Annotated in this window: 19 protein-coding genes and 4 pseudogenes; 11 read left to right on the forward strand and 12 right to left on the reverse strand. The window is 69.4% G+C overall.

The genetic code is table 11. From position 1 onward, the window contains the following. Nucleotides 1-51: 51 nt before the first annotated feature. Entirely contained in the window at nucleotides 52-723 is a 672-nt protein-coding gene (locus tag AB0958_RS17860) for a TrkA family potassium uptake protein (protein ID WP_366891366.1), read from the reverse strand. After that, the gene (locus AB0958_RS17865; RefSeq protein WP_089104280.1) at nucleotides 723-1,394 is read right to left on the reverse strand and encodes a TrkA family potassium uptake protein; all 672 of its coding nucleotides are present in this window, start codon (nucleotides 1,392-1,394) and stop codon (nucleotides 723-725) included. The genes AB0958_RS17860 and AB0958_RS17865 overlap by 1 nt, the downstream gene beginning before the upstream one ends. A 363-nt stretch (nucleotides 1,395-1,757) precedes the next feature. On the opposite strand from AB0958_RS17865, the gene AB0958_RS17870 reads away from it, so the two are divergent. Further along, nucleotides 1,758-3,803 (forward strand): APC family permease, encoded by a 2,046-nt coding sequence (locus tag AB0958_RS17870; protein WP_366891367.1) that lies wholly within the window; start codon nucleotides 1,758-1,760, stop codon nucleotides 3,801-3,803. 92 nt (nucleotides 3,804-3,895) lie between these two features. Then, entirely contained in the window at nucleotides 3,896-5,224 is a 1,329-nt protein-coding gene (locus AB0958_RS17875) for a TRAM domain-containing protein (protein ID WP_366891368.1), read from the forward strand. Between the two features lie 613 nt (nucleotides 5,225-5,837). Here AB0958_RS17875 and AB0958_RS17880 read toward each other — a convergent pair. Together AB0958_RS17880 and AB0958_RS17885 are read right to left on the reverse strand one after the other, a co-directional pair. Continuing rightward, entirely contained in the window at nucleotides 5,838-7,418 is a 1,581-nt protein-coding gene (locus AB0958_RS17880; RefSeq protein ID WP_366891369.1) for a SpoIIE family protein phosphatase, read from the reverse strand. Next, entirely contained in the window at nucleotides 7,415-7,990 is a 576-nt protein-coding gene (locus AB0958_RS17885; RefSeq protein ID WP_366891370.1) for a methanogen output domain 1-containing protein, read from the reverse strand. Before AB0958_RS17885 ends, AB0958_RS17880 begins: the two co-directional genes overlap by 4 nt. Before the next feature lie 223 nt (nucleotides 7,991-8,213). Here AB0958_RS17885 and AB0958_RS17890 point away from each other — a divergent pair, with 223 nt between their 5' ends. Then, entirely contained in the window at nucleotides 8,214-8,618 is a 405-nt protein-coding gene (locus tag AB0958_RS17890) for an ATP-binding protein (RefSeq protein ID WP_366891371.1), read from the forward strand. Between the two features lie 169 nt (nucleotides 8,619-8,787). On the opposite strand, the pseudogene AB0958_RS17895 reads toward AB0958_RS17890, so the two are convergent. Beyond that, nucleotides 8,788-10,025, reverse strand: a pseudogene (locus tag AB0958_RS17895) (IS256 family transposase). Between the two features lie 610 nt (nucleotides 10,026-10,635). On the opposite strand from AB0958_RS17895, the pseudogene AB0958_RS17900 reads away from it, so the two are divergent. Together AB0958_RS17900 and AB0958_RS17905 are read left to right on the forward strand one after the other, a co-directional pair. Further along, nucleotides 10,636-10,743, forward strand: a pseudogene (locus AB0958_RS17900) (MerR family transcriptional regulator); the annotation flags it as partial. A gap of 215 nt (nucleotides 10,744-10,958) precedes the next feature. After that, nucleotides 10,959-12,134 carry a PP2C family protein-serine/threonine phosphatase gene (locus tag AB0958_RS17905; RefSeq protein ID WP_366891409.1) on the forward strand — a complete coding sequence of 392 codons (1,176 nt, stop codon included), beginning with the start codon at nucleotides 10,959-10,961 and terminating at the stop codon, nucleotides 12,132-12,134. Between the two features lie 930 nt (nucleotides 12,135-13,064). Here AB0958_RS17905 and AB0958_RS17910 read toward each other — a convergent pair. The 4 genes and pseudogenes from AB0958_RS17910 to AB0958_RS17925 form a co-directional block, all read right to left on the reverse strand. Then, a complete protein-coding gene (locus AB0958_RS17910; protein WP_366891372.1) occupies nucleotides 13,065-13,928 on the reverse strand; it encodes an alpha/beta hydrolase in 864 nt (287 codons plus the stop codon). A 91-nt stretch (nucleotides 13,929-14,019) separates the two neighbouring features. Beyond that, nucleotides 14,020-15,023, reverse strand: a pseudogene (locus AB0958_RS17915) (NADP-dependent oxidoreductase). Between the two features lie 134 nt (nucleotides 15,024-15,157). After that, the gene (locus AB0958_RS17920) at nucleotides 15,158-16,213 is read right to left on the reverse strand and encodes an aldo/keto reductase (RefSeq protein ID WP_366891373.1); all 1,056 of its coding nucleotides are present in this window, start codon (nucleotides 16,211-16,213) and stop codon (nucleotides 15,158-15,160) included. 88 nt (nucleotides 16,214-16,301) lie between these two features. Then, nucleotides 16,302-16,994, reverse strand: a complete 693-nt coding sequence (locus tag AB0958_RS17925) for an SDR family oxidoreductase (protein ID WP_366891374.1) — start codon at nucleotides 16,992-16,994, stop codon at nucleotides 16,302-16,304. A gap of 116 nt (nucleotides 16,995-17,110) precedes the next feature. Here AB0958_RS17925 and AB0958_RS17930 point away from each other — a divergent pair, with 116 nt between their 5' ends. From AB0958_RS17930 to AB0958_RS17950, 5 genes and pseudogenes are all read left to right on the forward strand, one after another. Continuing rightward, nucleotides 17,111-17,671: a TetR family transcriptional regulator gene (locus AB0958_RS17930; RefSeq protein WP_366891375.1), complete on the forward strand. Its 561-nt coding sequence runs from the start codon at nucleotides 17,111-17,113 to the stop codon at nucleotides 17,669-17,671. Between the two features lie 633 nt (nucleotides 17,672-18,304). Then, nucleotides 18,305-18,499, forward strand: a complete 195-nt coding sequence (locus AB0958_RS17935) for a ribbon-helix-helix protein, CopG family (protein ID WP_216719094.1) — start codon at nucleotides 18,305-18,307, stop codon at nucleotides 18,497-18,499. Beyond that, entirely contained in the window at nucleotides 18,496-18,888 is a 393-nt protein-coding gene (locus tag AB0958_RS17940; RefSeq protein WP_030566794.1) for a type II toxin-antitoxin system death-on-curing family toxin, read from the forward strand. Before AB0958_RS17935 ends, AB0958_RS17940 begins: the two co-directional genes overlap by 4 nt. Before the next feature lie 82 nt (nucleotides 18,889-18,970). Then, a complete protein-coding gene (locus tag AB0958_RS17945) occupies nucleotides 18,971-19,261 on the forward strand; it encodes a hypothetical protein (protein ID WP_366891410.1) in 291 nt (96 codons plus the stop codon). A gap of 491 nt (nucleotides 19,262-19,752) precedes the next feature. Beyond that, a pseudogene (locus AB0958_RS17950) lies at nucleotides 19,753-20,013 on the forward strand (DDE endonuclease); the annotation flags it as partial. 40 nt (nucleotides 20,014-20,053) lie between these two features. Here the strand turns inward: AB0958_RS17950 and AB0958_RS17955 are convergent. Beyond that, nucleotides 20,054-20,659: an ABATE domain-containing protein gene (locus AB0958_RS17955; protein ID WP_366891376.1), complete on the reverse strand. Its 606-nt coding sequence runs from the start codon at nucleotides 20,657-20,659 to the stop codon at nucleotides 20,054-20,056. A gap of 124 nt (nucleotides 20,660-20,783) precedes the next feature. Between AB0958_RS17955 and AB0958_RS17960 the strand changes: the two genes are divergently transcribed. Next, nucleotides 20,784-22,019, forward strand: coding sequence for an MFS transporter (locus tag AB0958_RS17960; protein ID WP_366891377.1), 1,236 nt, complete (start codon nucleotides 20,784-20,786; stop codon nucleotides 22,017-22,019). Nucleotides 22,020-22,117: 98 nt separating this feature from the next. On the opposite strand, the gene AB0958_RS17965 is transcribed toward AB0958_RS17960, so the two are convergent. Together AB0958_RS17965 and AB0958_RS17970 are read right to left on the reverse strand one after the other, a co-directional pair. After that, the gene (locus AB0958_RS17965; protein ID WP_366891378.1) at nucleotides 22,118-22,867 is read right to left on the reverse strand and encodes an IclR family transcriptional regulator C-terminal domain-containing protein; all 750 of its coding nucleotides are present in this window, start codon (nucleotides 22,865-22,867) and stop codon (nucleotides 22,118-22,120) included. A 395-nt stretch (nucleotides 22,868-23,262) separates the two neighbouring features. Beyond that, nucleotides 23,263-24,021, reverse strand: a complete 759-nt coding sequence (locus AB0958_RS17970; protein ID WP_366891379.1) for a 4'-phosphopantetheinyl transferase superfamily protein — start codon at nucleotides 24,019-24,021, stop codon at nucleotides 23,263-23,265. Nucleotides 24,022-24,034: the final 13 nt, after the last annotated feature.

Below are 24,034 nucleotides of genomic sequence, written 5' to 3' on the forward strand. Positions count from 1 at the left end.
GAAGGGCGCCCCCCGCAGCGGAGGGCGCCCTTCTCCCGTACCTGCTCCGCGTCAGTCGTCCTCGCGCCGTACCGACAGCAGGTCCTCCAGCTGCTCCTCGCGGGCCTGGGCCGCCACGAAGAGGAGTTCGTCGCCCGCCTCCAGGGAGTCCTCCCGGGAAGGGGTGAGCACCCGGGTGCCCCGGATGATCGTGACCAGCGAGGTGTCCTCGGGCCACGCCACGTCACCGACCTGGGTGCCGGCCAGGGCCGACTCCTCCGGGAGGGTGAGCTCGACGAGGTTGGCGTCGCCGTGGCTGAAGCGCAGCAGGCGGACCAGGTCGCCGACACTCACCGCCTCCTCGACCAGCGCCGACATCAGACGCGGTGTGGAGACGGCGACGTCCACGCCCCAGGACTCGTTGAACAGCCACTCGTTCTTGGGGTTGTTCACCCGGGCGACGACGCGCGGAACGCCGTACTCCGTCTTCGCGAGCAGCGAGACGACCAGGTTCACCTTGTCGTCACCGGTCGCGGCGATCACGACGTTGCAGCGCTGGAGCGCGGCCTCGTCCAGGGAGGTGATCTCGCAGGCGTCGGCCAGCAGCCACTCCGCCTGGGGGACCCGCTCCACCGAGATGGCGGTCGGGGCCTTGTCGATCAGCAGGATCTCGTGGCCGTTCTCCAGCAGCTCGCCCGCGATGGAGCGGCCGACGGCACCGGCCCCGGCAATGGCGACCCTCATCAGTGACCGCCCTCCTCTTCCGGACCCCCGGCGAAGGCGGCCTCGACCTTGTCGACGTCGTCCGTCCGCATCATCACGTGCACCAGATCGCCCTCCTGCAGCACCGTCTGCGAGGTGGGCAGCATCGCCTCCCCGAGCCGGGTCAGGAACGCGACCCGGACCCCGGTCTCCTCCTGCAACTTGCTGATCTTGTGCCCCACCCACTTCGGGGAGGCGTGCACCTCGGCGAGCTGCACCCCGCCGGTGGGATCGCGCCACAACGGCTCGGCGCCCGAGGGCAGCAGCCGGCGCAGCATCTGGTCGGCGGTCCACCGCACGGTGGCCACGGTCGGGATGCCGAGGCGCTGGTAGACCTCGGCGCGCCGTGGGTCGTAGATCCGGGCGGCGACGTTCTCCACGCCGAACATCTCTCGGGCGACCCGCGCCGAGATGATGTTCGAGTTGTCACCGCTGGAGACGGCGGCGAAGGCGCCGGCCTCCTCGATGCCCGCCTCACGAAGGGTGTCCTGGTCGAAGCCGACCCCGGTGACCCGGCGGCCACCGAACCCGGGACCCAGCCTGCGGAAGGCGGTGGGGTCCTGATCGATCACGGCGACCGTGTGCCCCTGTTGCTCCAGGGTCTGGGCGAGAGCGGAACCCACTCTGCCGCAGCCCATGATGACGATGTGCACGACCGTCCTTCCGGTGTCCAAAAGTTACTGCTCAGCCACATCAGGGTCTCAGACCGAGCCCCAAGCTACACACGCACCGTCCCGGCCGGGCACCCTTCGGACACGCTCACCGGCGAGTGATGCTGCGCACGCTCCAGGCGGTGAGGATTCCGAGGCCGACGAGGGCGACCGCGGCGCCGATCAGCTCAGCGGCAGCGGGCATGTGACCTCCGAAGTGCGATGACGGGCGGGATCTGTCATCTAGGCACGGATCGGGCGTAGGCCGCGGAATCCGCAGTTCCCCACGTCTCCTTTTTCACCCGTGAGGCAGATCCGGCCCCGCGGCTGGAGACCTGCCACGCGGAAGGCATACGATCCTCTCTCGTGTCCAAACTGACCGACGTGCCCAAACGGATCCTGATCGGGCGCGCACTGCGCAGCGACCGGTTGGGCGAAACGCTCCTGCCGAAGCGCATCGCACTCCCCGTCTTCGCTTCCGACCCGCTGTCCTCCGTCGCCTACGCGCCGGGGGAGGTCCTGCTGGTCCTGTCCATCGCGGGCGTGTCGGCGTACCACTTCAGCCCCTGGATCGCGGTCGCGGTCGTCGTGCTGATGTTCACGGTGGTCGCCTCCTACCGGCAGAACGTGCACGCCTACCCGAGCGGCGGCGGTGACTACGAGGTCGCCACCACCAACCTCGGGGGCAAGGCCGGCCTCACCGTGGCCAGCGCCCTGCTCGTCGACTACGTCCTGACCGTCGCCGTCTCCATCGCCTCCGGCATCGAGAACCTGGGCTCCGCGATCCCCTTCGTCGTCGAGCACAAGGTGTTCTGCGCGGTCACCGTGATCGTGCTGCTCACCCTGATGAACCTGCGGGGCGTGAAGGAGTCGGGCAAGCTCTTCGCGATCCCGACCTACGTGTTCGTCGGCGGCGTCTTCATCATGATCGCGTGGGGTGCCTTCCGGGGCCTGGTCCTCGGGGACACGATGCGCGCCCCGACCGCGGACTACCACATCAAGGCCGAGCACCAGGGCCTCGCGGGCTTCGCCCTGGTCTTCCTCCTGCTGCGCGCGTTCTCCTCCGGCTGTGCCGCGCTCACCGGTGTCGAGGCGATCTCCAACGGCGTCCCGGCCTTCCGCAAGCCGAAGTCGAAGAACGCGGCGACCACCCTGGCCATGATGGGCCTGCTGGCCGTCACGATGTTCTGCGGCATCATCGCCCTCGCCATGGCCACCAAGGTCCGCATGGCCGAGAACCCGGCCACCGACCTCATCCGGGGCGGTGTCCCGATCGGCTCCGGCTACGTCCAGAACCCGGTGATCTCCCAGGTCGCCGAGGCCGTCTTCGGCAAGGGCAGCTTCCTGTTCGTGCTGCTCGCCGCCGCCACCGCCCTGGTCCTCTTCCTCGCCGCCAACACCGCGTACAACGGCTTCCCGCTGCTCGGCTCGATCCTCGCCCAGGACCGCTACCTGCCGCGCCAGCTGCACACCCGCGGCGACCGGCTCGCCTTCTCCAACGGCATCGTGCTGCTCGCCGGCGCGGCCGCCCTGCTCACGGTCATCTACGGCGCCGACTCGACCCGCCTCATCCAGCTCTACATCGTCGGCGTGTTCGTGTCCTTCACGCTCAGCCAGACCGGCATGGTCCGGCACTGGAACCGCCACCTGGCAGTGGAGACGGACCCGGCCAAGCGCAGCCACATGATGCGCTCGCGCGCGATCAACGCCTTCGGAGCCTTCTTCACCGGCCTGGTGCTGGTCGTCGTCCTGGTCACGAAGTTCACCCACGGCGCCTGGGTGGCGCTGCTCGGCATGTGCATCTTCTACGCCACGATGACCGCGATCCGTAAGCACTACGACCGGGTCGCCGAGGAGATCGTGGCCCCCGAGGAACCCGACGACGACCTGGCCCGCCCCTCCCGGGTGCACTCCGTCGTCCTGATCTCCAAGATCCACCGCCCCACCCTGCGGGCCCTCGCGTACGCCCGGCTGATGCGCTCCGACACCCTGGAGGCGCTCACCGTCAACGTCGACCCGGCCGAGACCAAGGCCCTGCGCGAGGAGTGGGAGCGGCGCGGGATAGACGTGCCGCTCAAGGTCCTGGACTCCCCGTACCGCGAGATCACCCGGCCGATCATCGAGTACGTCAAGGGCCTGCGCGCCCAGTCCCCGCGGGACGCGGTCTCCGTGATCATCCCGGAGTACGTCGTCGGCCACTGGTACGAGCACATCCTGCACAACCAGAGCGCCCTGCGACTGAAGGGCCGGCTGCTCTTCACGCCCGGCGTGATGGTGACCTCCGTGCCCTATCAGCTGGCGTCCTCCGAGGCGGCGAAGAAGCGGGCCCGCAAGCGGCAGGAGTGGAACGCCCCGGGTGCGGTGCGGCGCGGTCCCGCGGAGCACCGGCCGAAGGAGCACAGCGGGAGCTGACCGGGGGGTCCGGGCGACCGCGTAGACTGGTGGGCTGTCGTCGGTCCGTGCCCGGACCGTTCCCCCTCCCCTCGATCTGGAGTCATCCCGCCATGCAGGCAGAACCGAAGAAATCGCTGGTGGGGACGGAGTACGAGGTCGAGGTCGGCCCGGTCGCGCACGGCGGGCACTGCATCGCCAGGACCGCGGAGGGCCAGGTGCTGTTCGTCCGGCACGCGCTGCCCGGCGAGCGGGTCGTGGCGAGGGTGACCGAGGGCGAGGAGGGGGCCCGCTTCCTGCGCGCGGACGCGGTCGACATCGTGGACGCGTCCAAGGACCGGGTCGAGGCCCCCTGCCCCTACGCCGGCCCCGGCCGCTGCGGCGGCTGCGACTGGCAGCACGCCAAGCCGGGCGCCCAGCGCCGCCTCAAGGGCGAGGTGATCGCCGAACAGCTGCGGCGGCTCGCGGGTCTCACGCCCGAGGACGTCGGCTGGGACGGCACGGTGATGCCCGCCGAGGGCGACAAGCTGCCGGCGGGGGAGGTGCCGCAGTGGCGGACCCGGGTGCAGTACGCCGTCGACGCCGACGGCAACGCGGGACTGCGCCGGCACCGCTCGCACGAGGTGGAGCCCATCGAGCACTGCATGATCGCGGCGCCGGGCGTCAGCGAGCTGGGCATCGAGGAGCGCGACTGGTCCGGCATGGCCTCGGTGGAGGCGATCGCCGCGACCGGCTCCCAGGACCGCATGGTGATCCTGGAACCCCGTCCCGGCGCCCGCCTGCCCCTCGTCGAACTCGACAGGCCGGTCTCGGTCATGCGGGTCGACGAGCACGACGGCGGCATCCACCGCGTCCACGGCCGCGCCTTCGTCCGTGAGCGCGCCGACGGCCGCACCCACCGGGTCGGCAGCGGCGGCTTCTGGCAGGTCCACCCGAAGGCGGCGGACACCCTGGTCACCGCGGTCATGCAGGGCCTGCTCCCGCGCAAGGGCGAGATGGCGCTGGACCTGTACTGCGGTGTCGGCCTCTTCGCGGGGGCCCTCGCGGACCGCCTGGGCGAGAAGGGGGCGGTGCTCGGCATCGAGTCCGGCAAGCGAGCGGTCGAGGACGCGCGCCACAACCTCGCGGACTTCCCGCGGGTCCGCATCGAACAGGGCAAGGTCGAGTCGGTCCTCCCGCGCACCGGCATCACCGAGGTCGACCTCATCGTCCTCGACCCGCCCCGCGCGGGCGCGGGCCGCAGGACGGTGGAACACCTGACGTCCCTGAGTGCCCGCCGCATCGCCTACGTGGCCTGCGACCCGGCAGCCCTCGCCCGCGACCTGGCGTACTTCCGGGACGGGGGGTACCGGGTGCGGATGCTGCGCGCGTTCGACCTGTTCCCGATGACGTCGCACGTGGAGTGCGTGGCAATTCTCGAGCCCGCGCCAAAGGGCTCATGACCTGCCGTTTCCCCGGATGATGCCGGTCTGGGCGGGTCGGGTCGACCTGTTCTCATGACTGTCGCACGTGGAGTGCGTGGCGATTCTTGAGTCTGCGGTAAAGAGGCTCTGATCTGCGGTTTTCTCGGGTTCTTCGGGTCTGGCCGTTCGTGCTCGACCCACGAAGCCGCAGGTCACCCCCCTCGGTACCAGGACACGTGCCACATTGTGCATTTCGGGAAGGGGAAACCGTCCCGACGCTCATTTGAGGCTACTTCCGACGGACCATCAGGTGGGTGGCACGCGGGATACCTGGTCATAACTGGCCCCGACCCACTCGGTCTGCGACTGCTCTGTCCCGTGTCGGGACAGCCGGCCCGCTCCCCCTCGGGACGGCCTCCGCCCGCCACAGGACAAGGGCGAGGTCCGGCCGCCTCGTCGAGGAGCGGCCCGTCGCCGTCGGCTGGCGAGGGAAGGCGCCGGAAGACACTGGTCGGCATGGCGACTCAGGAGGCCAGGGAGTGTGTCGACGGAGCTGAGCGTTCTCGTTCTGCCAGGCACCGGCCTGCCAGGGGCAAGGGCTCACGCCGTCCTCGGCGCCCCTATGCCCTGCTGTCGCTGAGCGGAGGCGCGCTCAGGAGGGTGAGGGGAAGCGGGCGGCGAGCAGGGCGCGGTCGTCGGGGAACGCCGCTTCGGGCTGGTGGTGCAGGAACCGGTCGCACAGCTCGGTGATGCTCAGGCTGCTGGTGGTGTGGGCGAACTCGGTCAGCCGTTCCATTCCTATGGCGAGGTCCTCGCGACGGCGCTCAATCAGGCCGTCGGTGTACAGCAGCAGTGTGTCGGTCTCGGTCACGGTGGTGTCGGCCTGCCGGTAGCGGATGTTCCGGACGGGCCCGAGAGGTGGTGAGGTGGCGTGGTCGAGGTAGGCGCTGGTGCCGTCGGAATGGATGAGCAGCGGCGGCGGATGGCCTGCTCTGGCGTAGGTCAGGGTGCGTGTCCGGCGCTCGAAGACCAGGTAGCAGGCGGTGGCCATGCGGTTCGGGTGGTAGCGGCTCAGGAAGGTGTTGAGTTCGTCCAGGACGGCTGCGGGGTCGGTGCCGCAGCGCGGCACGATGTTGCGCAGGGCGGCGGTGATCTGTGCCATGACAGTTGCTTCGTGAAGTCCGTGGCCGGCGACGTCGCCGATGCTCAGGCCGATGTGATCGGAGTCCACGTCGTAGACGTCGTACCAGTCGCCGCCGACCGAGAGCAGGTCACTGCCCGGGGCGTAGCAGGTGGCCGACTCCAGACCGGGCAGCTGTGGCAGCTGGGGAAGCAGACTGAGCTGCAGGCGTTCGGCGACTCGGTGCTCGTGCTCGTGCAGGCCGGCTCGGCGCAGGGCTTGGGCGATCTGCTGGGCGACCGCTGTCACGTGTTCGGGAGCGGTGGCGTTGGGCGAGCCGTAGACGATCAGCATGCCCAGGTGGACGCCGTCCGCTTCCAGGGACAGGGCAAAGGGAACCGTGTCCGCGGTTTCACGGGGGAGCGGGCCGTCCGCGGACGACGGCCGGTCCAGGTCGGTCCAGCCGCCCGCGCCGGCCGGCAGGCCATTGTCCTCCGGCTGCAGGGGCGGAACCAGTCGCGCCGAGTGCAGATAGAGCTCGGCCGCGGTGGCCCCCAGGGCCGCCGGCGCCACGTCGCTGACAGCGCGGGACACCTGGGCGAGTGTGATCGCACCGGCAAGGGCGGCGGTCAGGTCGTACAGATGCTGCAACTGGGCACGGGCGGCCTGTTCGGCGGCCAGCAGCCGCGCCCGGTCCACTTCTGTGGCCCGGCGGAAGGCCACCTCCCGGTTCAGCGCCTCCACCTGCTGGCTGAGCACGACGAACTGGTCCGACGCCCCGGCCTCGACGAGATGCAACTGCACGGCCGGCTGCGGGCCGTCCCACCACGTGGCCCGCGCTCCGTGACAGCGGAAGCGCCGCGTGCGGCCGTCGGCGTCCTTGAGGACCAGCGCGCCGGGCACGGGACTGCCGCTGCGCAGCCACACAGCCAACTGCTGACGCAGCTGCGGGGTGTCGTCCGGCCGGAGATCGAACACGCTGGCGCCCGGGCGCAGCCGGTCGTCACAGCGGCGGGCAGCCGGGTTGGCGGCCAGCACGCGGCCGTCGGCCCCGCACAACAGCACCGGATGGGGCAGCGGTCTGGTGATGGCCCGGAAGAGGCCAAGGGTCACGGAGCCACAGCCCGGTCGCCGAAGTACTCACGGCCACTCACCGTCTCGACATCCACGTCGGGCACCAGGTGCACCACCACCCGGCAGCCCGCGTCGCCGCGCGCGATGGTCTCCTCCAACTCCACCCGCGCATAGCCCAGGTTTCGGGCGGCGACGGTGCCGAAGACGTTGGACGTCATCATGCACATCGACTCCCGGCCCACCACCTTCTCCGCGAACGGGCACACCCGGTTGCCCAGCACAATCTTCGTCTCGTCGTGCTCGATGACGTAGAAGTCACCCTTGATACGACGCTTGAGGTCCACCAGCGCCTCGGCGACCTGCTCACCCTTGAGACGGTCGGTTCCCAGTGCCTTGAGGTACATCTCGTCGATCTGCGTGCCGACGGCCTGCCCCACCAGGCTGACGTAGCCGGACGCCTCCTCCAGACCGATCACCGACTCCAGCGACGTCGCCAACTCACGCACGAGAGTCCGCAGGAACACATCACGGTCCAGCGGAATCTCCACATCCGAAATCTGTTCCATGTCGGCTTCCTCACCCTCGGGCCCCGGCGGCAGCGCGACCGGCATGGCCTCATGTCGTGTGACGGGAAGATTCTGCCAGCGCACTCCAGCCCGCCACCACCAGTCCCGTCGACAGCGGCGATCAACCCTTCACAGGATCAGCCCGTCACCCGACGGACGCAGATGGTTCACCAGGCAGGCAGGGGTAACCCGACAGACGACTGCGACCGGCTGAACGCGGCGCCGGCCGGCGGCAGAGCAGGGCCGTCACCCAGGCTGGAGGAACCTCGTGAATGGCGAACCGACCTTCCCGACTTGCGAGTCGCGCTTCCCCGCTGTTACGGCGAGCATCGCGGCCGCCCGGCACTGGGTCCGCGACTGCGTGGAAGGTTTCGGCGGCCCGCTGCACCAGCACCGGATGATCCAGACCGCCGAACTGCTCGTCTCGGAACTGATCACCAATGCCATCCGCCACGGCGTCGGCCCGCCCCTGATCCGGCTCACCTGGAACGGCCGGCTGCTGCGCATCGCGGTCAGCGATGACAGCGACCGCTGGCCGCGCATGCGTGCCACCAAGAACACCGAGCCCGGCGGCTTCGGCATGCAGCTCCTCGAACGGCTCGCGTACCGCTGGGGCGTCACCCGACGCCACCCCGGCAAAACGGTCTGGGCGGAACTCAGCCTCGCTCCCTGAGCCCGCCCTCCCGCCAAGCCTGAGTTGGCGTGGGCGCCACTACAGGAGGACACGTACTCGGTCGCATGAGCTCCACCAGCTCACGTCATCGGGACCGGCGCGGGTCAGGCCCGGGTCACGTCCGCTGGAGTGGTGTATCGACGGCCACTCGGTGATCTCTTCTTTGAGGCTATGCGGTGAGTTCGGTGGGCAGGTCGGTGTCGTCGTTTTCTGACTCGATCGGGTGGAGGCGGGCCTTGGCGAGCAGGTCGAGGCCCATGTAGCGGCGGGCTTCGGCCCACTCGTCGTTCTGCTCGGCCAGCACTGCGCCGACCAGGCGGATGAGAGCCGTGCGGTCGGGGAAGATGCCGACCACGTCGGTGCGGCGGCGGATCTCCTTGTTCAGCCGTTCCTGCGGGTTGTTCGACCAGATCTGCCGCCAGCTCTCACGCGGGAAGGCGGTGAACGCCAGCAGATCGTGCTGGGCGGCGTCCAAGTGGGCAGCTGCCTTGGGAAACTTGGCTTCCAGGGCGTCCAGCACCTGCCGCATCTGGGCCTGGACCGCGTCGGCATCGGGCTGTTCGAAGACGGTCCGCAGCAGCGTGGCCACCCACCAATGGGCCGACTTGGGCACCTGGCTCAGCAAATTCCGGACGTCATGCGTGCGGCATCGCTGCCAGGAGGCGCCCGGCAGAACCGCGCCGATCGCGTTCACCAGGCCACTGTGGGCGTCGGAGGTGACCAGTTGGACGCCGGACAGGCCGCGGGCGGTCAAGGAGCGCAGGAAGGCGAGCCAGCCGGCGCCGTCCTCGGCGGTGGCCACGTCCAGGCCGAGGATCTCGCGGTGCCCGTCCGCGTGGACACCGACGGCGATCAGCGCGTGGACGTTGATGATGCGGCCGCCCTCGCGGACCTTCTGGGTCAGCGCATCCACCCAGACGAACGCATACGGGCCCGCGTCCAGAGGCCGGTTGCGAAACGCGGCGACCTGCTCGTCCAGGTGCTTGGCCATCGCGCTGACCTGGGATTTCGACAGCTGGGTGACGCCGAGGGACTCGGCGAGCTTCTCGACCCTGCGGGTGGAGACGCCGAGGAGGTAGGCGGTGGCGACCACCGAGATCAGGGCCTGCTCGGCCGCCGGCGGCGTTCGAGGAGCCAGTGCGGGAAGTAACTGCCCTGACGCAGCTTGGGAACGGCGAGTTCGACGGTGCCCGCACGGGTGTCCCACTCGCGAGGGCGATATCCGTTGCGGTGGTTGACTCTCTCGTCGCTGACCTGCCCGTATTCGGCGTTGCAGAGGGCGTCGGCCTCCGCGGACATGAGTGCGTCGGCGAACGTCTTGACCATCGTGCGCAGCAGATCGGGACTCGCCGCGGCGAGGTTGTCCTCGGCGAGGACGTGCAGGGGCAGACTGTCGGGTGCGGACATCGTGCTGATCTCCTTCGGGCTTCGACACCTCGAAGATCAGCCGGTGGCCGTTCATCTGTGCGGGCCTCATCCCGATGCCGGAGCAAACCCCCGGATCAGGTCGAACCCGTACACCACTTCCCTGGACGCAACCAGCCGAGGTGGCGTCCCGCCAAGTGGTGTAGGGGATCAAGGCGCCGGAATCCGCAGGTCGGAGACGGTGGCTACGCGGGTTCGGGCATTCGCCCTGCTCCGGCGGGGCGCGTCGCGGACGGCCGCCTCGACGGAGATCGCCACGGGCCTCGAACCGGAACGCGGAGCGCTTGACCCCCTACACCACGTCGCGGGGTACGGCCCGAGCCGACCACATCCGCATCGTCAGCCTGCCCAGCGTCGGTGATCGCCGGCACGCCATCGAGCGCACCGCGGGCTCTGTCGACACGCGGCGTTCAGTCGGCGTGCCGCCTTCGCGCCCCCGCACCGCAGCGGAGATCGCAGCAGGTCGAGGCCGAACTCGCGCAGCAACCGCAGGAGTGGAAAATAAAGATTCGAAGCCGTTCGTGTGAGCGTCGACGTAGGACAACCGGTGCGGTGCGGCGGGCCACTCGGACGTCCGTCAAGGTCGATCACAGAAGCCGCCTGCCGCATCGTCGTTCTCGAAGACCGGCTCGAAGAAACCCAGCGCATCAACGAGCAAATGCGCACCCGGGGCGGGGCGCAGCCGAAGACCTCAGCCTGACTCGAGCACGCCGGCCGTCGGTCGCATCCTGACCGTCAGCGAACGAGGCCGTCGCCTGATCGCGGCGGTGCAGTGAAGCATGGCCCGTGATCGGCCGCGGTTGACGCTCGGCGTGGCAGCTTCCACTCTGTTAGGGGGGTGAAAGGACCGCGGTCGTGAGTGGTGGGCGCAGTGGGTATCCCGAGCTGCTGACGGCTGCGGAGACGGCGGCGCCGGTGGAGGCCGTCGACGTGTTCGCGGAGGAGCTGCTGCGGCGCTTCGGCGCCACGAAGGTCTCATTCCTCATCGTCGATCTGACGGGGAGGGCAGTGGCGCGGCTCTCCACGGCCGGGGCGGTGGAGGACGGGCGGGAGGCGGAGCGGATCCCTCTCTTCGGCAGCGTCTACGAGGTCGTGATCCGAACCCAGCGGCCCTATCAAAAGGCGACAGACCAGGGGCAGCGGGTGATCGTGCCGGTCACCAACCGCGGAGACGCCATCGGACTGCTGGAACTGTTCCTGCCGGCCACCCCCGCCCCGGACGTCCTGGAAGCGGTCGGGGAAGCCGCCCACGTGCTGGCGTACGTCGTGATCGCCAACGGGCGCTTCACCGATCTGTACACCTGGGGCAAACGCTCCCGGCCACCCACCCTGGCAGCGGAGATCCAGTACCAGCTGCTGCCGCCGTCGCTCTCGTGCGAGGCCGCCCAGTTCACTCTGTGCGGGAGTCTGGAGCCCTCCGCGGCCCTCAGCGGCGACACCTTCGACTACGCCCTGGACCGCGACACCCTGCACATTTCGGTGACCGATCCCATGGGCCACGACATCGACGCCGCCCTGGCCGCCACCGTCCTGGTGGGCGCCCTGCGCGGCGCCCGCCGCGCAGGAGCCGGTCTCGCGGAGCAGGCCCACCTGGCCGACCAGGCCCTGGCCGACCACAACCGCGGCCACGCCACCGGGCAGCTGCTGCGCATCAACCTCCACACCGGGCGGGCCCAGCTCGTCAACGCCGGCCACCCCTGGCCCCTGCGCATGCGCGACGGGATCACGGAGACGATCATCTGCCAGGTGGACCATCCCTTCGGGCTGTCCGTACGCCTACCCCAGCCCTACCGCGTCCAGGACATCGATCTGCGCTCCGGTGACCGTCTGCTCATGCTGACCGACGGCATGCTCGAACGTCACGGAGACAAGGTCGACCTTGCCGACCTGCTGGAGAAGACCCGGGATCTGCACCCGCGGGAGACCGCGCTGATCTTGACCTCCGCAGTCCTCGACGCGGCAGGCGGCCGCCTCGAGGACGACGTCACCGTGATGTGCCTCGACTGGCACGGCCCCCAGCACACCCAGCGACACGTCAGCTCCGGCGCGGACACCCGGCAAGCCTCAGCCGCCCGTACGAAGTATCCGTGACCGCGGGTGCTCTCAGGGAGGCCGCATGGTGGCCGTGGACCCGAATGACGTGAGGGCCGGTCCAGCCCGCCCTGTTCCTGCCGGAGGGCCCGTGCCCGCGATGAGGGGCTCAGCCCGGCCGAAGCGTTGATGATCAAGGCATGAGCCGGTGGCCGTAGTGCATGACGGCCTCCCTTGCCGGTGCCCGAGCATGGGCCCGGCGGGGCCCGGCGGAGGCACAGTCGGCCCTGCCTCCTCGGGCCGCCTCAGACTTCGACAGAGCGTTGACCGACTGGCCACTCCGGCCTCGCCAGGGGGCGGCGTACGCCGTGGTCAACCTGGACGTGCTGAGCGAGAAGGTAGCGGGACAGGCCCGCTCCGAAGGTGCCGGTGCCCAACACACCGGCCCGGCGCACCGTACCTACGAAGTGAACCGGCCCGACCGCACGGTCCGCCGTCTGCTCGAGAAGTCGGACCCGCTCGATGCGCTGGCTGCTGAGCGGGCCGGGCTCAGTGGTCGCGCCCAGGCCCGCGCCACATCCGGCGACGGTCCGGTGCACAGCGCCGGAATGTACAAACTTGCCAAGGACTCCGCGGTCAAGGCCCGCACCCAGGCGATCAACCAACTCAAGGCCGTCCTGGTCATAGCCGACCCCACCCTGCGGGAACGGTTGTCGACCCCGGGCGCTCCGCTCACCTGCTCGCCGGATTCGCCAGAGCTCAGGCCCTTCTCTCCCGGAGAGGGGCGGTCACGTAGACGATGGTTCCGCCGTCTGCAGGCACGCCCCGGCGCACTGCAGACGGGGTGGCCCGGCCGCGAGCGCGGCGAAGCAGCGAATGGGGTGCCGGCTGAAGCCGAGGTAACTGTTCATGGTGGCGATGTGCGAGGACGGATTTCCTGGTGCCGACCTCGTGGGTGCGGGGCAGGGCCTGGACCTGCCAGGCGGCTGGCTACGGTTCCAGGAATTCAAGCGCCCGCGGGACGAATCTGTCGTGGTGCTGGAAGATACCGCCGTGTCCGGCGTCGGGGTAGAGGGGTTCGAGTTCGCCCTGGGGCAGCCGGGCCGCCAGGTCGACTGAGTTGACGCTCGGGACCATGCGATCGCTCTCACCGTTGGCCACCAGGACCGGTTGGTGGATGCGCGACAGGTCGGCCGGTGCCTGGCGGCCCCAGTGGTGGATGGCCTTGAGCTGGGCGCGGAATGATGAGAGCGAGATGGCTTTGTCGCGGTCGTCCGTGCGTTCCTTCAGCCGGGCCAGAAAGGCGTGGGCCGCTCGGCGGCCATCCGCGGTGCCGGTGAAGAAGAGGTACTGCTTGGGGTCTTTGCGGGTCAGGACGGCCTCGATGGTGTCCCTGATGGTGAGGCTGGTGACCTTGTCGATGCCGGGGCCTCCGGCGGGTCCCGTGCCGGCGAGGATGAGTTTGCGTACAAGATCGGGTTCTTCTGCCGCGATGACCTGGGCGATGAAGCCGCCCATCGACAGGCCGAGCAGGTCGACCCTGTCGTACCCGAGGGCCCGGATGAACAGCACGGTGTCGCGGGCCATCGCCTCGATCGTGTCGGGTGTGGTGCCGCCGGACCCGCCGACGCCGCGGTTGTCGAAGGTGACCACCGGGCGCCGGGCGGCGAGTCCGTCGACGACGCGGGGATCCCAGTTGTCCAGGACTGCGGACAGGTGGTTGAGGAGGATCAGTGGTACGCCGTCGTCCGGGCCGAGTTGCCGGTAGACGAAGGTCACGCCACGCACGGAAACGGAGCGGTTCGGGATGTTCTTGTACGACGTCGGGGTGGGGGAGCTGGGCGGCGTGCTCATGGCCGGGTCCTCAGGTGGCGTGGCGGGGAGCGGGGTGTTCGGGGACTTCTTGTTGCCGGAGGTGACGGGCGCCTGCGACTCGTCACCGCCCTTACGTCATTGCGACGACGACTTTGCCGGCCTTTGCCCGTCCCTTCTCCACGTATTCCATGGCCTGGAGGGTTTGCTCGAACGGGAAGACGCGGTCAATGACGGGACGGACCTTCCCCGTGTCGATGAGGGGGGTGAGTTCGCGCAGTTGGTTGCCGCTGGCCTTCATGAACAGGAACGAGTACGACACACCGTGGCGCTTGGCGTTGCGCCGGGCTGTGAAGCTGAGGGCTGTCATGGCCAGGCGGAGGATCGGGTTCCCGCCCAGTTCGCGGGCGAAGGCAGGGTCGGGCGGCCCCGCGACGCTGATGGCTGTGCCGCCGGGCTTGAGAACGCGCAGGGACTTGGCGAGGTTCTCGCCGCCGAGGCTGTCGAGGACGACGTCGTAGCCGTCGAGGACCTCTTCGAAGTCCTGGGTGCGGTAGTCGATGACGACGTCCGCGCCGAGGTCCTTGGCCAAGTCGACCTTGGCGGTGCTCACGGTGGTGGCCACATGCGCGCCCAGCGCCTTGGCCAGCTGGACGGCGATGGAGCCGAGGCCGCCGACGCCCGCGTGGATGATGACTTTCTGGCCTGGCTGAACCCGTGCCCGCTCGGCCAGTGCCTGCCGTGAGGTCAGGGCGACCAGGGGAGGGAGGCGGCCTCGGCCATGGTGAGGGTGGCCGGTTTGGGTGCCAGGTCGTCCTGGTGGACGGCGATGAGTTCGGCGAAGGTGCCGATGCGGTCCTTGTCGGGCCGGGCGTAGACCTCGTCGCCCACCGCGAAGCGGGTGACCGACGGGCCGACCCGGACGACCGTTCCTGCGAGGTCGTTGCCCAGAACGAGCGGGAGACGGCAGGGCATGAACGCCTTGAAGTCTCCGTTGCGGATCCTGAGGTCCAGCGGGTTGATGCCCGCCGCGTGGATCTTGACCAGGACGTCGTCGGCACCTGTTTGGGGGTCGGGTATTTCGGCGGCGCGCATCCCGGCTTGGGCGCCGTAGTTCTCGACCATGAAAGCCTTCATCGTCGTCTCCGTTCCGTTCCCGTCCGTGAAAGGCCGGGGGCTCCGTTCGCCCCGGGCTTTTCCCAGTACGAGATGGTTCGTGTTGTTTTTCTGGCCGCGCGCTGGCGCACCGCGTCCTCAGCCGCGTTCACCCATCAGGCCACCGGCACGACCGGGGCGGTGACGCGGTCGGCGGCGCCTCCCTGGAGGCGGTCCAGGGAGGCGGCGATCCCCTCGTGGGGTATACCGAGCGGCACCGCGCTGACCTCGGTCAGGCGGGTGTACTGCTCATCGGTCAGGTGGACGTCAAGGGCGCCGAGGTAGCTGTCGAGCTGGGAGAGGTTGCGCGGGCCGATGATCGGGACGAGCGTGGCCACGGAACGGGCGGCGCGCTCGCGCACCCAGGCCACCGCCACCTGGGCGGGCCTCAGGCCGGTCTCCTCGGCGATCGCCAGAACGGTGTCGACGACGGCGGTCTTCTGGTCGGTGCTCTCGGTGTGGATGACCATGCCCAGGTCGCGCAGGCGCCCCTCGGAGGAGCTGCGGTATTTGCCGGTGAGCAGTCCGCCGCCGAGCGGAGACCACAGGGCGGCCCCGAGCCCGAGGCTCTCGGCCATGGGCAGGAGCTCACGGTCGGCGGTGCGCTCGACGAGGCTGTACTCGTGCTGGATCCCCACGATCGGGGCCCAGTTCTTCAGGTCCGCGAGGGTTGCCGCGCGCGAGACGCGCCATGCCGGGAAGTTGGACAGCGCGGCATGGTGGATCTTGCCGGCGCTCACCAGGTCGTCGAGTCCGCGCAGGAGTTCTTCCATCGGTGTGAGCTGGTCGGGGAAGTGCACCCACAGCAGGTCGATGTGGTCGGTGCTCAGGCGCTTCAGGCTGGCCTCGACCGAGGCGACCATGGTCTTGCGGCTGTTGCCGGTTCTGGAGATGTCCGGCTGCGGGGCGGCGCCGAGGGCGAACTTCGTGGCCAGGACGAAGTGGTCGCGGTCGGCGGATATCAGCTTTCCGGTCAGTTCCTCCGCCTCGCCGAACTGGTAGCCGTCCGCGCTGTCGAGAAAGGTCCCGCCGGCCTCGGCGAACCGGTCGAAGATCCGGCGTGCCTCGTCCGGCTCGGCGCCTGCGCCCCAGCCGGTGCCGAAGTTCGCGGTGCCGAGCGCGTACTCGGAGACGCGCAGTCCGGTCCGGTGGCCGAAGGTCGTGTAACGCATGAGACGTCCTCGCATGAAGGGGCACGAAGGGGCACGAAGGGGTGTGAAGGGGTGTGAAGGTGGTTGCGCTGGAGTGGAGGGGTGAGCGTCAGTCCGCGTTCGGCTGAGGTGCCACGGACAGGCTCTGCTTGACGTACCGGCTGGTCTCGTCGGCGAGGATCTCGGGCAGGCCGGTCTCGATCCCGTGCAGGGCCTGGGCCGCGACGTCGGCGGCGGCGACCTTCTGTTCGGCGGGCACACCGGCGGCCATGTCGGTGTCCATGTAGCCGACGTGCAGCGCCGAGACAGCGATGCCGCGGGGCGCCAGCTCGTCGCGGGTGGCACCGGTCAGCGCCCAGGCGGCGGCCTTGGACGCGGCGTAGGAGCCGAGTCCCGCCGGGTGGAACCAGGACAGGACGGACAGGACGTTGAGTACGGCGCCGCCGCCGTTGCCCTCGATGACGGGGGCGAAGGATCGTGTCGCGGCGAGCGGGCCGAAGAAGTTGGTCTCCATCTCCCGGCGCACCTCGGCCACCTCGCCCCCGATCAGCGACGCGCCGGTGGAGATGCCCGCGTTGTTGATCAGCAGTGTCGCGTCGGACGCCACGCGCGCGGCCTCCCGTATCGACGCCTCGTCCGTGACGTCCAGCCGCAGCGGGATGACGCCCGGCACGTCGACCGTCTCGGGGTGTCGGGCCGCGCCGTACACCTTCGCGCCGCGCTCGACGAGCTGGGCGGCCAGGTGCCGTCCCAAGCCCCGGTTGGCGCCGGTCACGACCGCGACCGCGTTCTCCAGTTCCATGCTCACTCCTGGCTGTCGGGGGCGCCGTCGGCCACCCGCAAGGAATTAGATGATGATGGCAATCTAAACACGGGGGCTATGATAGATGCCAATTGACATCCAAATGTGAGGTGGTCATGGGTCGCGCATCACAGGCGCAGGCGGAGGAGAATCGCAGGCGGGTGGTGGACACCGCGTCCCGGCTGTTCCGGGAGCAGGGCATGCAGGTCAGCGTCGCCGACCTGATGAAGGCGGCCGGTCTGACTCACGGCGCCTTCTACAAGCAGTTCGCCTCCAAGGAAGCGCTCGTCGACGAGGCCACCGCCCACGCCTTCGCCGAGCTCGCCCAACGCCACAGCGCCGGGCTGGAGCGGTACGACGGTGAGCGTGCCGCCGCCCAGCAGGCGCTGATCGACACCTACCTCTCCGTCGAGCACCGCGATGACCCGGCGGACGGCTGCCCGGTCGCCGCGCTCGCCACCGACATCGCGCGCGAGGGCGGGGGGCGCGAGGCCCGTCGCGTCTACGCCGAGGGGGTGGCCGACTTCGCCGGTTTCCTGGCCAGTGACGACCAGGACGGCATCGTCCGGCTCTGCACGCTGTTCGGTGCGCTGGTCCTGTCCCGTGCCACCAAGGGCTCCCCGCTCTCCGGGGAGATCCTCGCCGCCGCGCACGCAGCCTTGACCGAAGCGGGCTGATCAAGGGCAGCAGCCGGGGCCGAATGACGGCCTCAGAGGGGCACGCCCGTGACGCTCATATGACGCTCCGGCCCGGGGCAGGCCGTTCCGGTGCCCGGGAAAGGCCCTCTCTTACCCGCGGTTTTCTCCAGCTGGGGAATCCGGACATGTTTCCGATGACGCATCACGTGGAGTGCGTGGCTCTTTTGGAGCCTGCCGAAAAGGGCCGCTGACTTGCCGTTTTGCATTTCAGGTGGTCAGCTCGACCTGTTTTCGCTCGCGGAATGCGTCGACTGAGGTTCGATTGTGCAGAACGCTCTGAGCTGCAGGTTCAAGGGCCGGCGTAGGTCTCGCGGCGACGTGGCGATGCACAATGCAGAATTTTTGACGCTCGGATGACGCTCGAATATCGGAAGCCTCAACCTCGGACCTCTCCGGCCCTGGGCCGCAGACGGGCCGTCGGCGCGGGGCAAGGACTCCGGTTCCGGGGGCCGACTGCACCTCGCCGGCGGCGGGGGTGCTGCTGTCTCGTCGCACGTACCTCGGAACCGAGACCGCGGCCCGACCGGGCCACGAAGGACGGCGTCGTGGTCCGAGGTCTTGAGTGGCCGGTATCACCTCACTACCCAGATACCAGTCCGGTATCATTCCTGTATGGCGATGACACTCCGACTCCCCGACGACCTTGACGCGAAGCTCACCGAGCGGGCTCGTCGGGAGGGTCGCAGTAAGCAGGAACTTGCCATAGAGGCCATCCGTGACGCCCAGCACAGGGCCGAGCTGAAGGTCGATGACGTCCTGGCCGAGCTGATGGACAGCGATGCGGAGATCCTGGACTACCTGAAGTGACCCAAGTGCGCTACATCCATATCGACGAGATCCTGGCCATCGCTCGCACGGTCAACGATACCGAGCACAGCGTGCGTGACATGGGACTTTTGGTGTCAGCGATCGAACGGCCCCGGACGAACGTGTTCGGGGCCGAGCTGTATCCCACGCTGCACGAGAAGGCGGCGGCACTGCTGCACTCCGTCGCTCGCAATCACGCGCTGATCGACGGCAACAAGCGCACCGCCTGGCTTGCCATGCGTGTCTTCCTGCGGTTCAACGGCGTCAGCGCCAGTACCGCCCCGCCACCCGTCTCCGTGGCTGGCCCGTTCGTCGAGGAAGTCGCGCAGGACAACATCGATGTACCGGCTATTGCCAAGCGCCTGTCGGCCTGGTTCCCCGTTTCCTGACGTTCGACGTCGTGGGCCCCGCTGAACGAACGGGTCAGTCCCCCGGCGGACTGCCAGAAGCCAGCACCGCTCCCAGAACCTCATTCCGTGGGCCGAGGCGCACCGGGCACCGCTGTCATCCGACGCGGCGAAGACCCTGCGTATCGCCCGGTACTCGCTGTGGACGCTGCGCCGGAGCCGTACCTGGCTCGATGCGCTGGACACCTACCAGAGGTTCGACCCCAGGGTGCGCGCCTACGACGTACCGGACGCCGAGACACCTGCTGCCCGCCGCGACCTCTCCGTCGCCGGCGACCGCTTCTCCGTCTACGGTGAGTACGTGCTTCCGGTGGCCGGAACGAAGTCAGCGGGGAGTACGTCATCCGCTTCCTGAGCGAGGTGCCGTCTGAATGGGGCGTCCCAAACGATCGACGCTGATAAGGATCATGCTTCCCTCGTGTGAGCGCCGAAGCCTGAACCTGACCACGGGGACGGCGCCTGGTGCACTCCTTGCTGGGATCACTGGGCGTCCGCCGTGACGCTCGTTTGACGCTCTTCGCACCTGGTGGCCCCAAGACGGAGACGAGGGACGGACCTGACCTGCGGTTTTCTCTGAGTTCACCCGGGTGACATGCTTCCGATGACGCATCACGTGGAGTGCGTGGCGATCCTCGAGCCTGCTGCAAAGGGTCTCTGACCTGCTAATTTCTTGGGCCGGTCGGTTCAGCGGTGGCGCAGAGCCTGGTCGCAGAACGGGCCCCGGGCTCTGGCCTCCAAAGGCCCGGCATCGCTGCCGCTGCTCAGTGACGAACTGTTCGCCGCGCTCGAGCGGGAGCCGGCCAAGGCCGGCTGGGTGAAGGAGACCTGGCCGAGCGTGGACGGTCCGTGGCGGCGCTCGACGCCTGGCTCACCCGCACCTGGTCCCGTCGCGGCCACACCCCGGTGACCCGCGTGCGGGGCCGCGGCCGCCGCCGCTCATCGGTGGCCGCACTGGCCTGCTACACGTCCGGTGAACCCTCACGGCTGATCCACCGGCCCTGCCCGGACGCGCGGCCCGGCGGACGCGAGAGCTTCTCCTGGAAGGACTACCGCGACCTGATCCAGACCGCCCACCAGCAGCTCGGCGGCTCGATCGTGCTGGTCTGGCGGCACCGGAGATCTTCCGGCTCCGCGCATCAGCGGCTGTTCACGCGGGCGGGTGCTGTGCCGAGCGGTGGTCGAGGTAGTGGCGCGCGGCACGGACGCGGTTGCCGCAGCGGTCCGAGCACCAGCGGCGGGCGCCATGATTGCGGACGAACAGGCGGGTGCAGCCCGACGCGCCGCAGACGGCCAGACGCCCGCTGGGCGGTCCGGTCAGCAGGTCCACGCCATCCTCCGCGATCACGGTGACGGCGACGTCGAGGGCATCGTCGCCCGGATGGCGCGTCACCACCACGGCCCCCTCCTCCTCCCAACGGACCTCACGCACGGCGGGAGCCGTCGCGAGCGCTTTGTTCAGCGCGGACAGGGCCGTCGGATCGGGGGTGGTGCCCTTGACGTGTGCGTCGAGCAACTTCCTCAGGGAGTGGCGCAGCCGGCACAGCCGCTCCCTCTCCCGCTCGCCGATCGCGACTCCCGGGGGGACCAGGCCGCGCTCCGTCAACCAGGCGATCGCACCGTGCGCGTCCCCCAGTCCGTCGTAGGGGCCCTGGGGCCGGTCGAACTCCGTGTTCACCAGTGCCAGGGCGACATGGCGGCCCTCGCCGGGCACCTGCGTCATCGGCGTGGCGGCGGGGGAGTCGGCAGCGTCCATGGCCTAACGGTAACACTTGAGGGATGCCGTGAGGGTGGAGTAAGGTCCGATTCCGTATAACGGATAGCTGAGCCTTTTGCCGTTGGGCAGCGTCCGGACTCGGTGTCGACCAGGGGAATCTCGTATGGCAAAGACAGACAAAGGGCTCATCCTGCGGTTCATCACGCTGGCCATCGGAATGTTCGCCATCGGCACCGACAGCTTCGTGGTCGCCGGCATCCTGCCCAGCGTGGCCAAGGACCTGGACGTCGACGTGTCCACGAGCGCGGAGCTCATCACGGCCTATGCGCTGTCCTACGCCATCCTCTCGCCTGTCGTGGCGGCCGTCGCCGCCCGGGTACCTCGCCGGGTGCTGCTGATCAGCGGCCTGTGCGTGTTCATCGCGGGCAACATCGGCACCGGTCTCGCGCCCGTGTTCGGGGCGGCACTGGGCTTCCGCGTGATGGCCGCGCTCGGCGGTGCCATGTTCACCCCGACCGCAGCCGGAGCCGTGGTTGCGCTCGCCGGACCGGAGCGGCGGGGAACCGCGCTGTCCATCCTGTTCGGTGGCCTGAGCGCGGCCACCGCCCTCGGGTCCCCCATCGGCACCGCGATCAGCGGATTCACCGACTGGCGGGGCACCATGTTCTTCGTCGCCGCGGTCGGTGTCCTGGCCACGATCGCCATCTCGGCGGCTCTGCCCTCCGTGCCGAACCCGCCGGCGGCGACGCTCAAACAGCGTCTGTCGCCGATCGCCGATCCGCGGATCGGTCTGACCCTGTTGCTGGTTCTGGTCGGCTACAGCGGCCTGTTCATCCTCTACACCTATGTCAGCCAGATCTTCGCCCCCGCCACCGGCGGCAGCGGCAGGACCCTGGCCTGGCTGCTGTTCGCCTGGGGCATCGCGGCCGTCGTCGGCAACATGAGCTCCGGACGGCTGACCGACAAGTTCGGCAACCGGGTGGTGATCAACACGGCGGGGGTCGTCGCGGTCGTCGTCTTCGCCACGACCCCGTGGACCAGCCGGCACCTGGCGACCGCCTTCGTCGCCGTGATGCTGTGGGGCGCCTGCGGCTGGGCGATGCTCGTCCCGATCCAGCACCGGCTCGCCGGGGTGAACGCGGCGGTGGCGCAGATGTCCATCTCTCTCAGCTCGTCGGCGAACTACATCGGTGTCTCCCTCGCCCCCGTGATCGGTGCGTTCCTCCTCGATCACGTGGTGGACATGCGCTACCTCGGCGTGCCGTCCGCCGCGATCGTCGTCGCAGGTCTGCTCATCGGCGAGGCGGGTCACCTGCTGATCAGGCGGGGGTTGCGCCGGTCGCAGGACGACAGCGGCGACACACTGGCGGAGGGCCGGGCCGTCACGGCACCGCGTTGAGCGCGCGGACCCCGAGGGGTCCGCGCGGGCCGGACGACGGCACGCGCGCGGGCCCCGCGGGGAGACGAGGGGTGGATCGCCGGACGACCGCTGTGCGGTCAGAACCCCCCGATCAGCCGGCCCACTTCGGCGGTCGTGGAAGTGACGGCACGTTCGTACCGGTCCCGGGCGACGGTCGGCGGGGACGACGGCTTCATCAGGACGACCGAGCCGAGTACGGTGCCGCCCCACAGCACGGGGGCCGCGACGGAGTCCCAGCCCCGGACACACTCCTGATAGCCGACCGCGTAACCCTTGGCCCGGATCTCGGCAAGGGAAGCGAGCAGCTCGTTGCGGCCCCGGTACACCCCGGGACCGACGGCCGGCGGCAGTTTCTCGGCCAGGACGCGCTGCTGCAGGTTGTCGGAGAGATGGGCGAGGATCGCCCGGCCCGAGGCGCCGATCCGCAGGGAGCGGTTGATGCTCATCAGGTCCCGCGGCGGCAGGCCCAGTTCGGACAGGTCCGAGGAGCCCACCGCCATGTCGATGCAATGCCGCTGCGGGTGGCCCAGGTTGGTCAGGCCGTACAGGAACACCAGGCCGCCGTCGGCGGCGAGACGCAGCTGTTCCAGGCAGCTGCTCAGGGCCCGGTCCTGCAGCCGGGGCGTCAGTGCCTGGGTGCCCAGCCGTACGGCCGCGGGCCCGAGCCGGTAGCGGCCTCGGGCGACCTGCACGAACGCGCCCTGCTGAATGCCGCAACGCAGTATCCGGTACACGGTGGAATCGTCCAGTGCGGAGGCTCGCGCCAGTTCCGCCAGTCCGTGCACTTCGCCGCCGAGCTGGGTGAAGGCATGCAACAGTCGGAACACCCGCTCGGTGTAACTCGTTCCCGCCGCACGGGATGCGCTCTCGCGTCGTTCTGTGTGACTCTTCTCCCGCGGCGGGCAAAGACTCGTGGACGTGGCCTCGGAGTGATAGACAGCGCTGTGCTGCATGGATTCACCTCTCGATGCGGAAAAGGAAGGAATGCAACCGTCAGGCGGTGGTGCCACAGCGCGATTTCCGCGAGAGGTGATGGTGCTGAGCGAGGTGCTTCTGCACGTTTTTCTGCGAATGGCCAGGTTTTCGGAACCCGTCGGGACATAGCGCCCCAAAGTGCGTGATCAACGGCATGCAATGCATGTCACAGCCCCCGTGTCAATCCGTTGTGTTCAGTGGACGGTACACGGGGGCGGCCGAGGGAGAGTGTGACTGACATCTCTCCCTAACGGAGTTGGCTAAATTTTTCCGTTCGGCGCGGCTCCTTCGCGGCCGGGTGGACGGACGGTGCCGCGGAGCCGGTGCCGGCCCCGCGCAGGTCGACGGGTGCGCTCGCCTCGGCCGGTCGTGCCACCGCTGCCATGAGGTCGGGGAGCGGTCTGACGTTGCTCACTCGCCAGTCGCAGATCCCTCCGCTGCTGCCGTGCGGGACGCGCGCCACCCGCTCCCACGGGCGCACCTCCATCGAGGTCAGGTCGCCCACGACTCCGGTGCCCACCGCCTTCAGAACCGCCTCCTTCCGGGTCCAGCAGCGCAGATAGGCCAGGGAGCGGCGATCGCCCGGGGGCTCGTCGAGAACCCAGGCACGTTCGTCGGCGCACAGGGTCACCGGGGCGAGGGTGTCGACGGACATGGGCCGCACCCGCTCGATGTCGAGCCCCACCGGATGCCGTCGCGACAGCAGCAGGGCCGAGTAGCCCTCACTGTGCGAGAGGCTGATGTGTACCGCGCCGTCCGCGATCTCCGGTCGGCCGTGTGCGGTGTCACCGCAGTCCGGACAGGGCGCACGGACCAGTCGTACGTCCGGGGCGGGCACCCCGGTGGCTGCGCTCACGATCCGCTTCGTCATGGCCCGCCCCCAGACGAACCTGGCGGTGTGCACGGGGAAGCGGAACCTCGCCGCCCGCGCGCGCTCCGCCGCGTCGAGCAGCTCGGTGAAGCCCTCGGGAACCGGCGTGTCGTACCGCCACCACCGCAATTCCACGAGCCCGCGCCCG

The organism is Streptomyces sp. NPDC006655 (assembly GCF_040703965.1).
GTDB lineage: Bacteria > Actinomycetota > Actinomycetes > Streptomycetales > Streptomycetaceae > Streptomyces.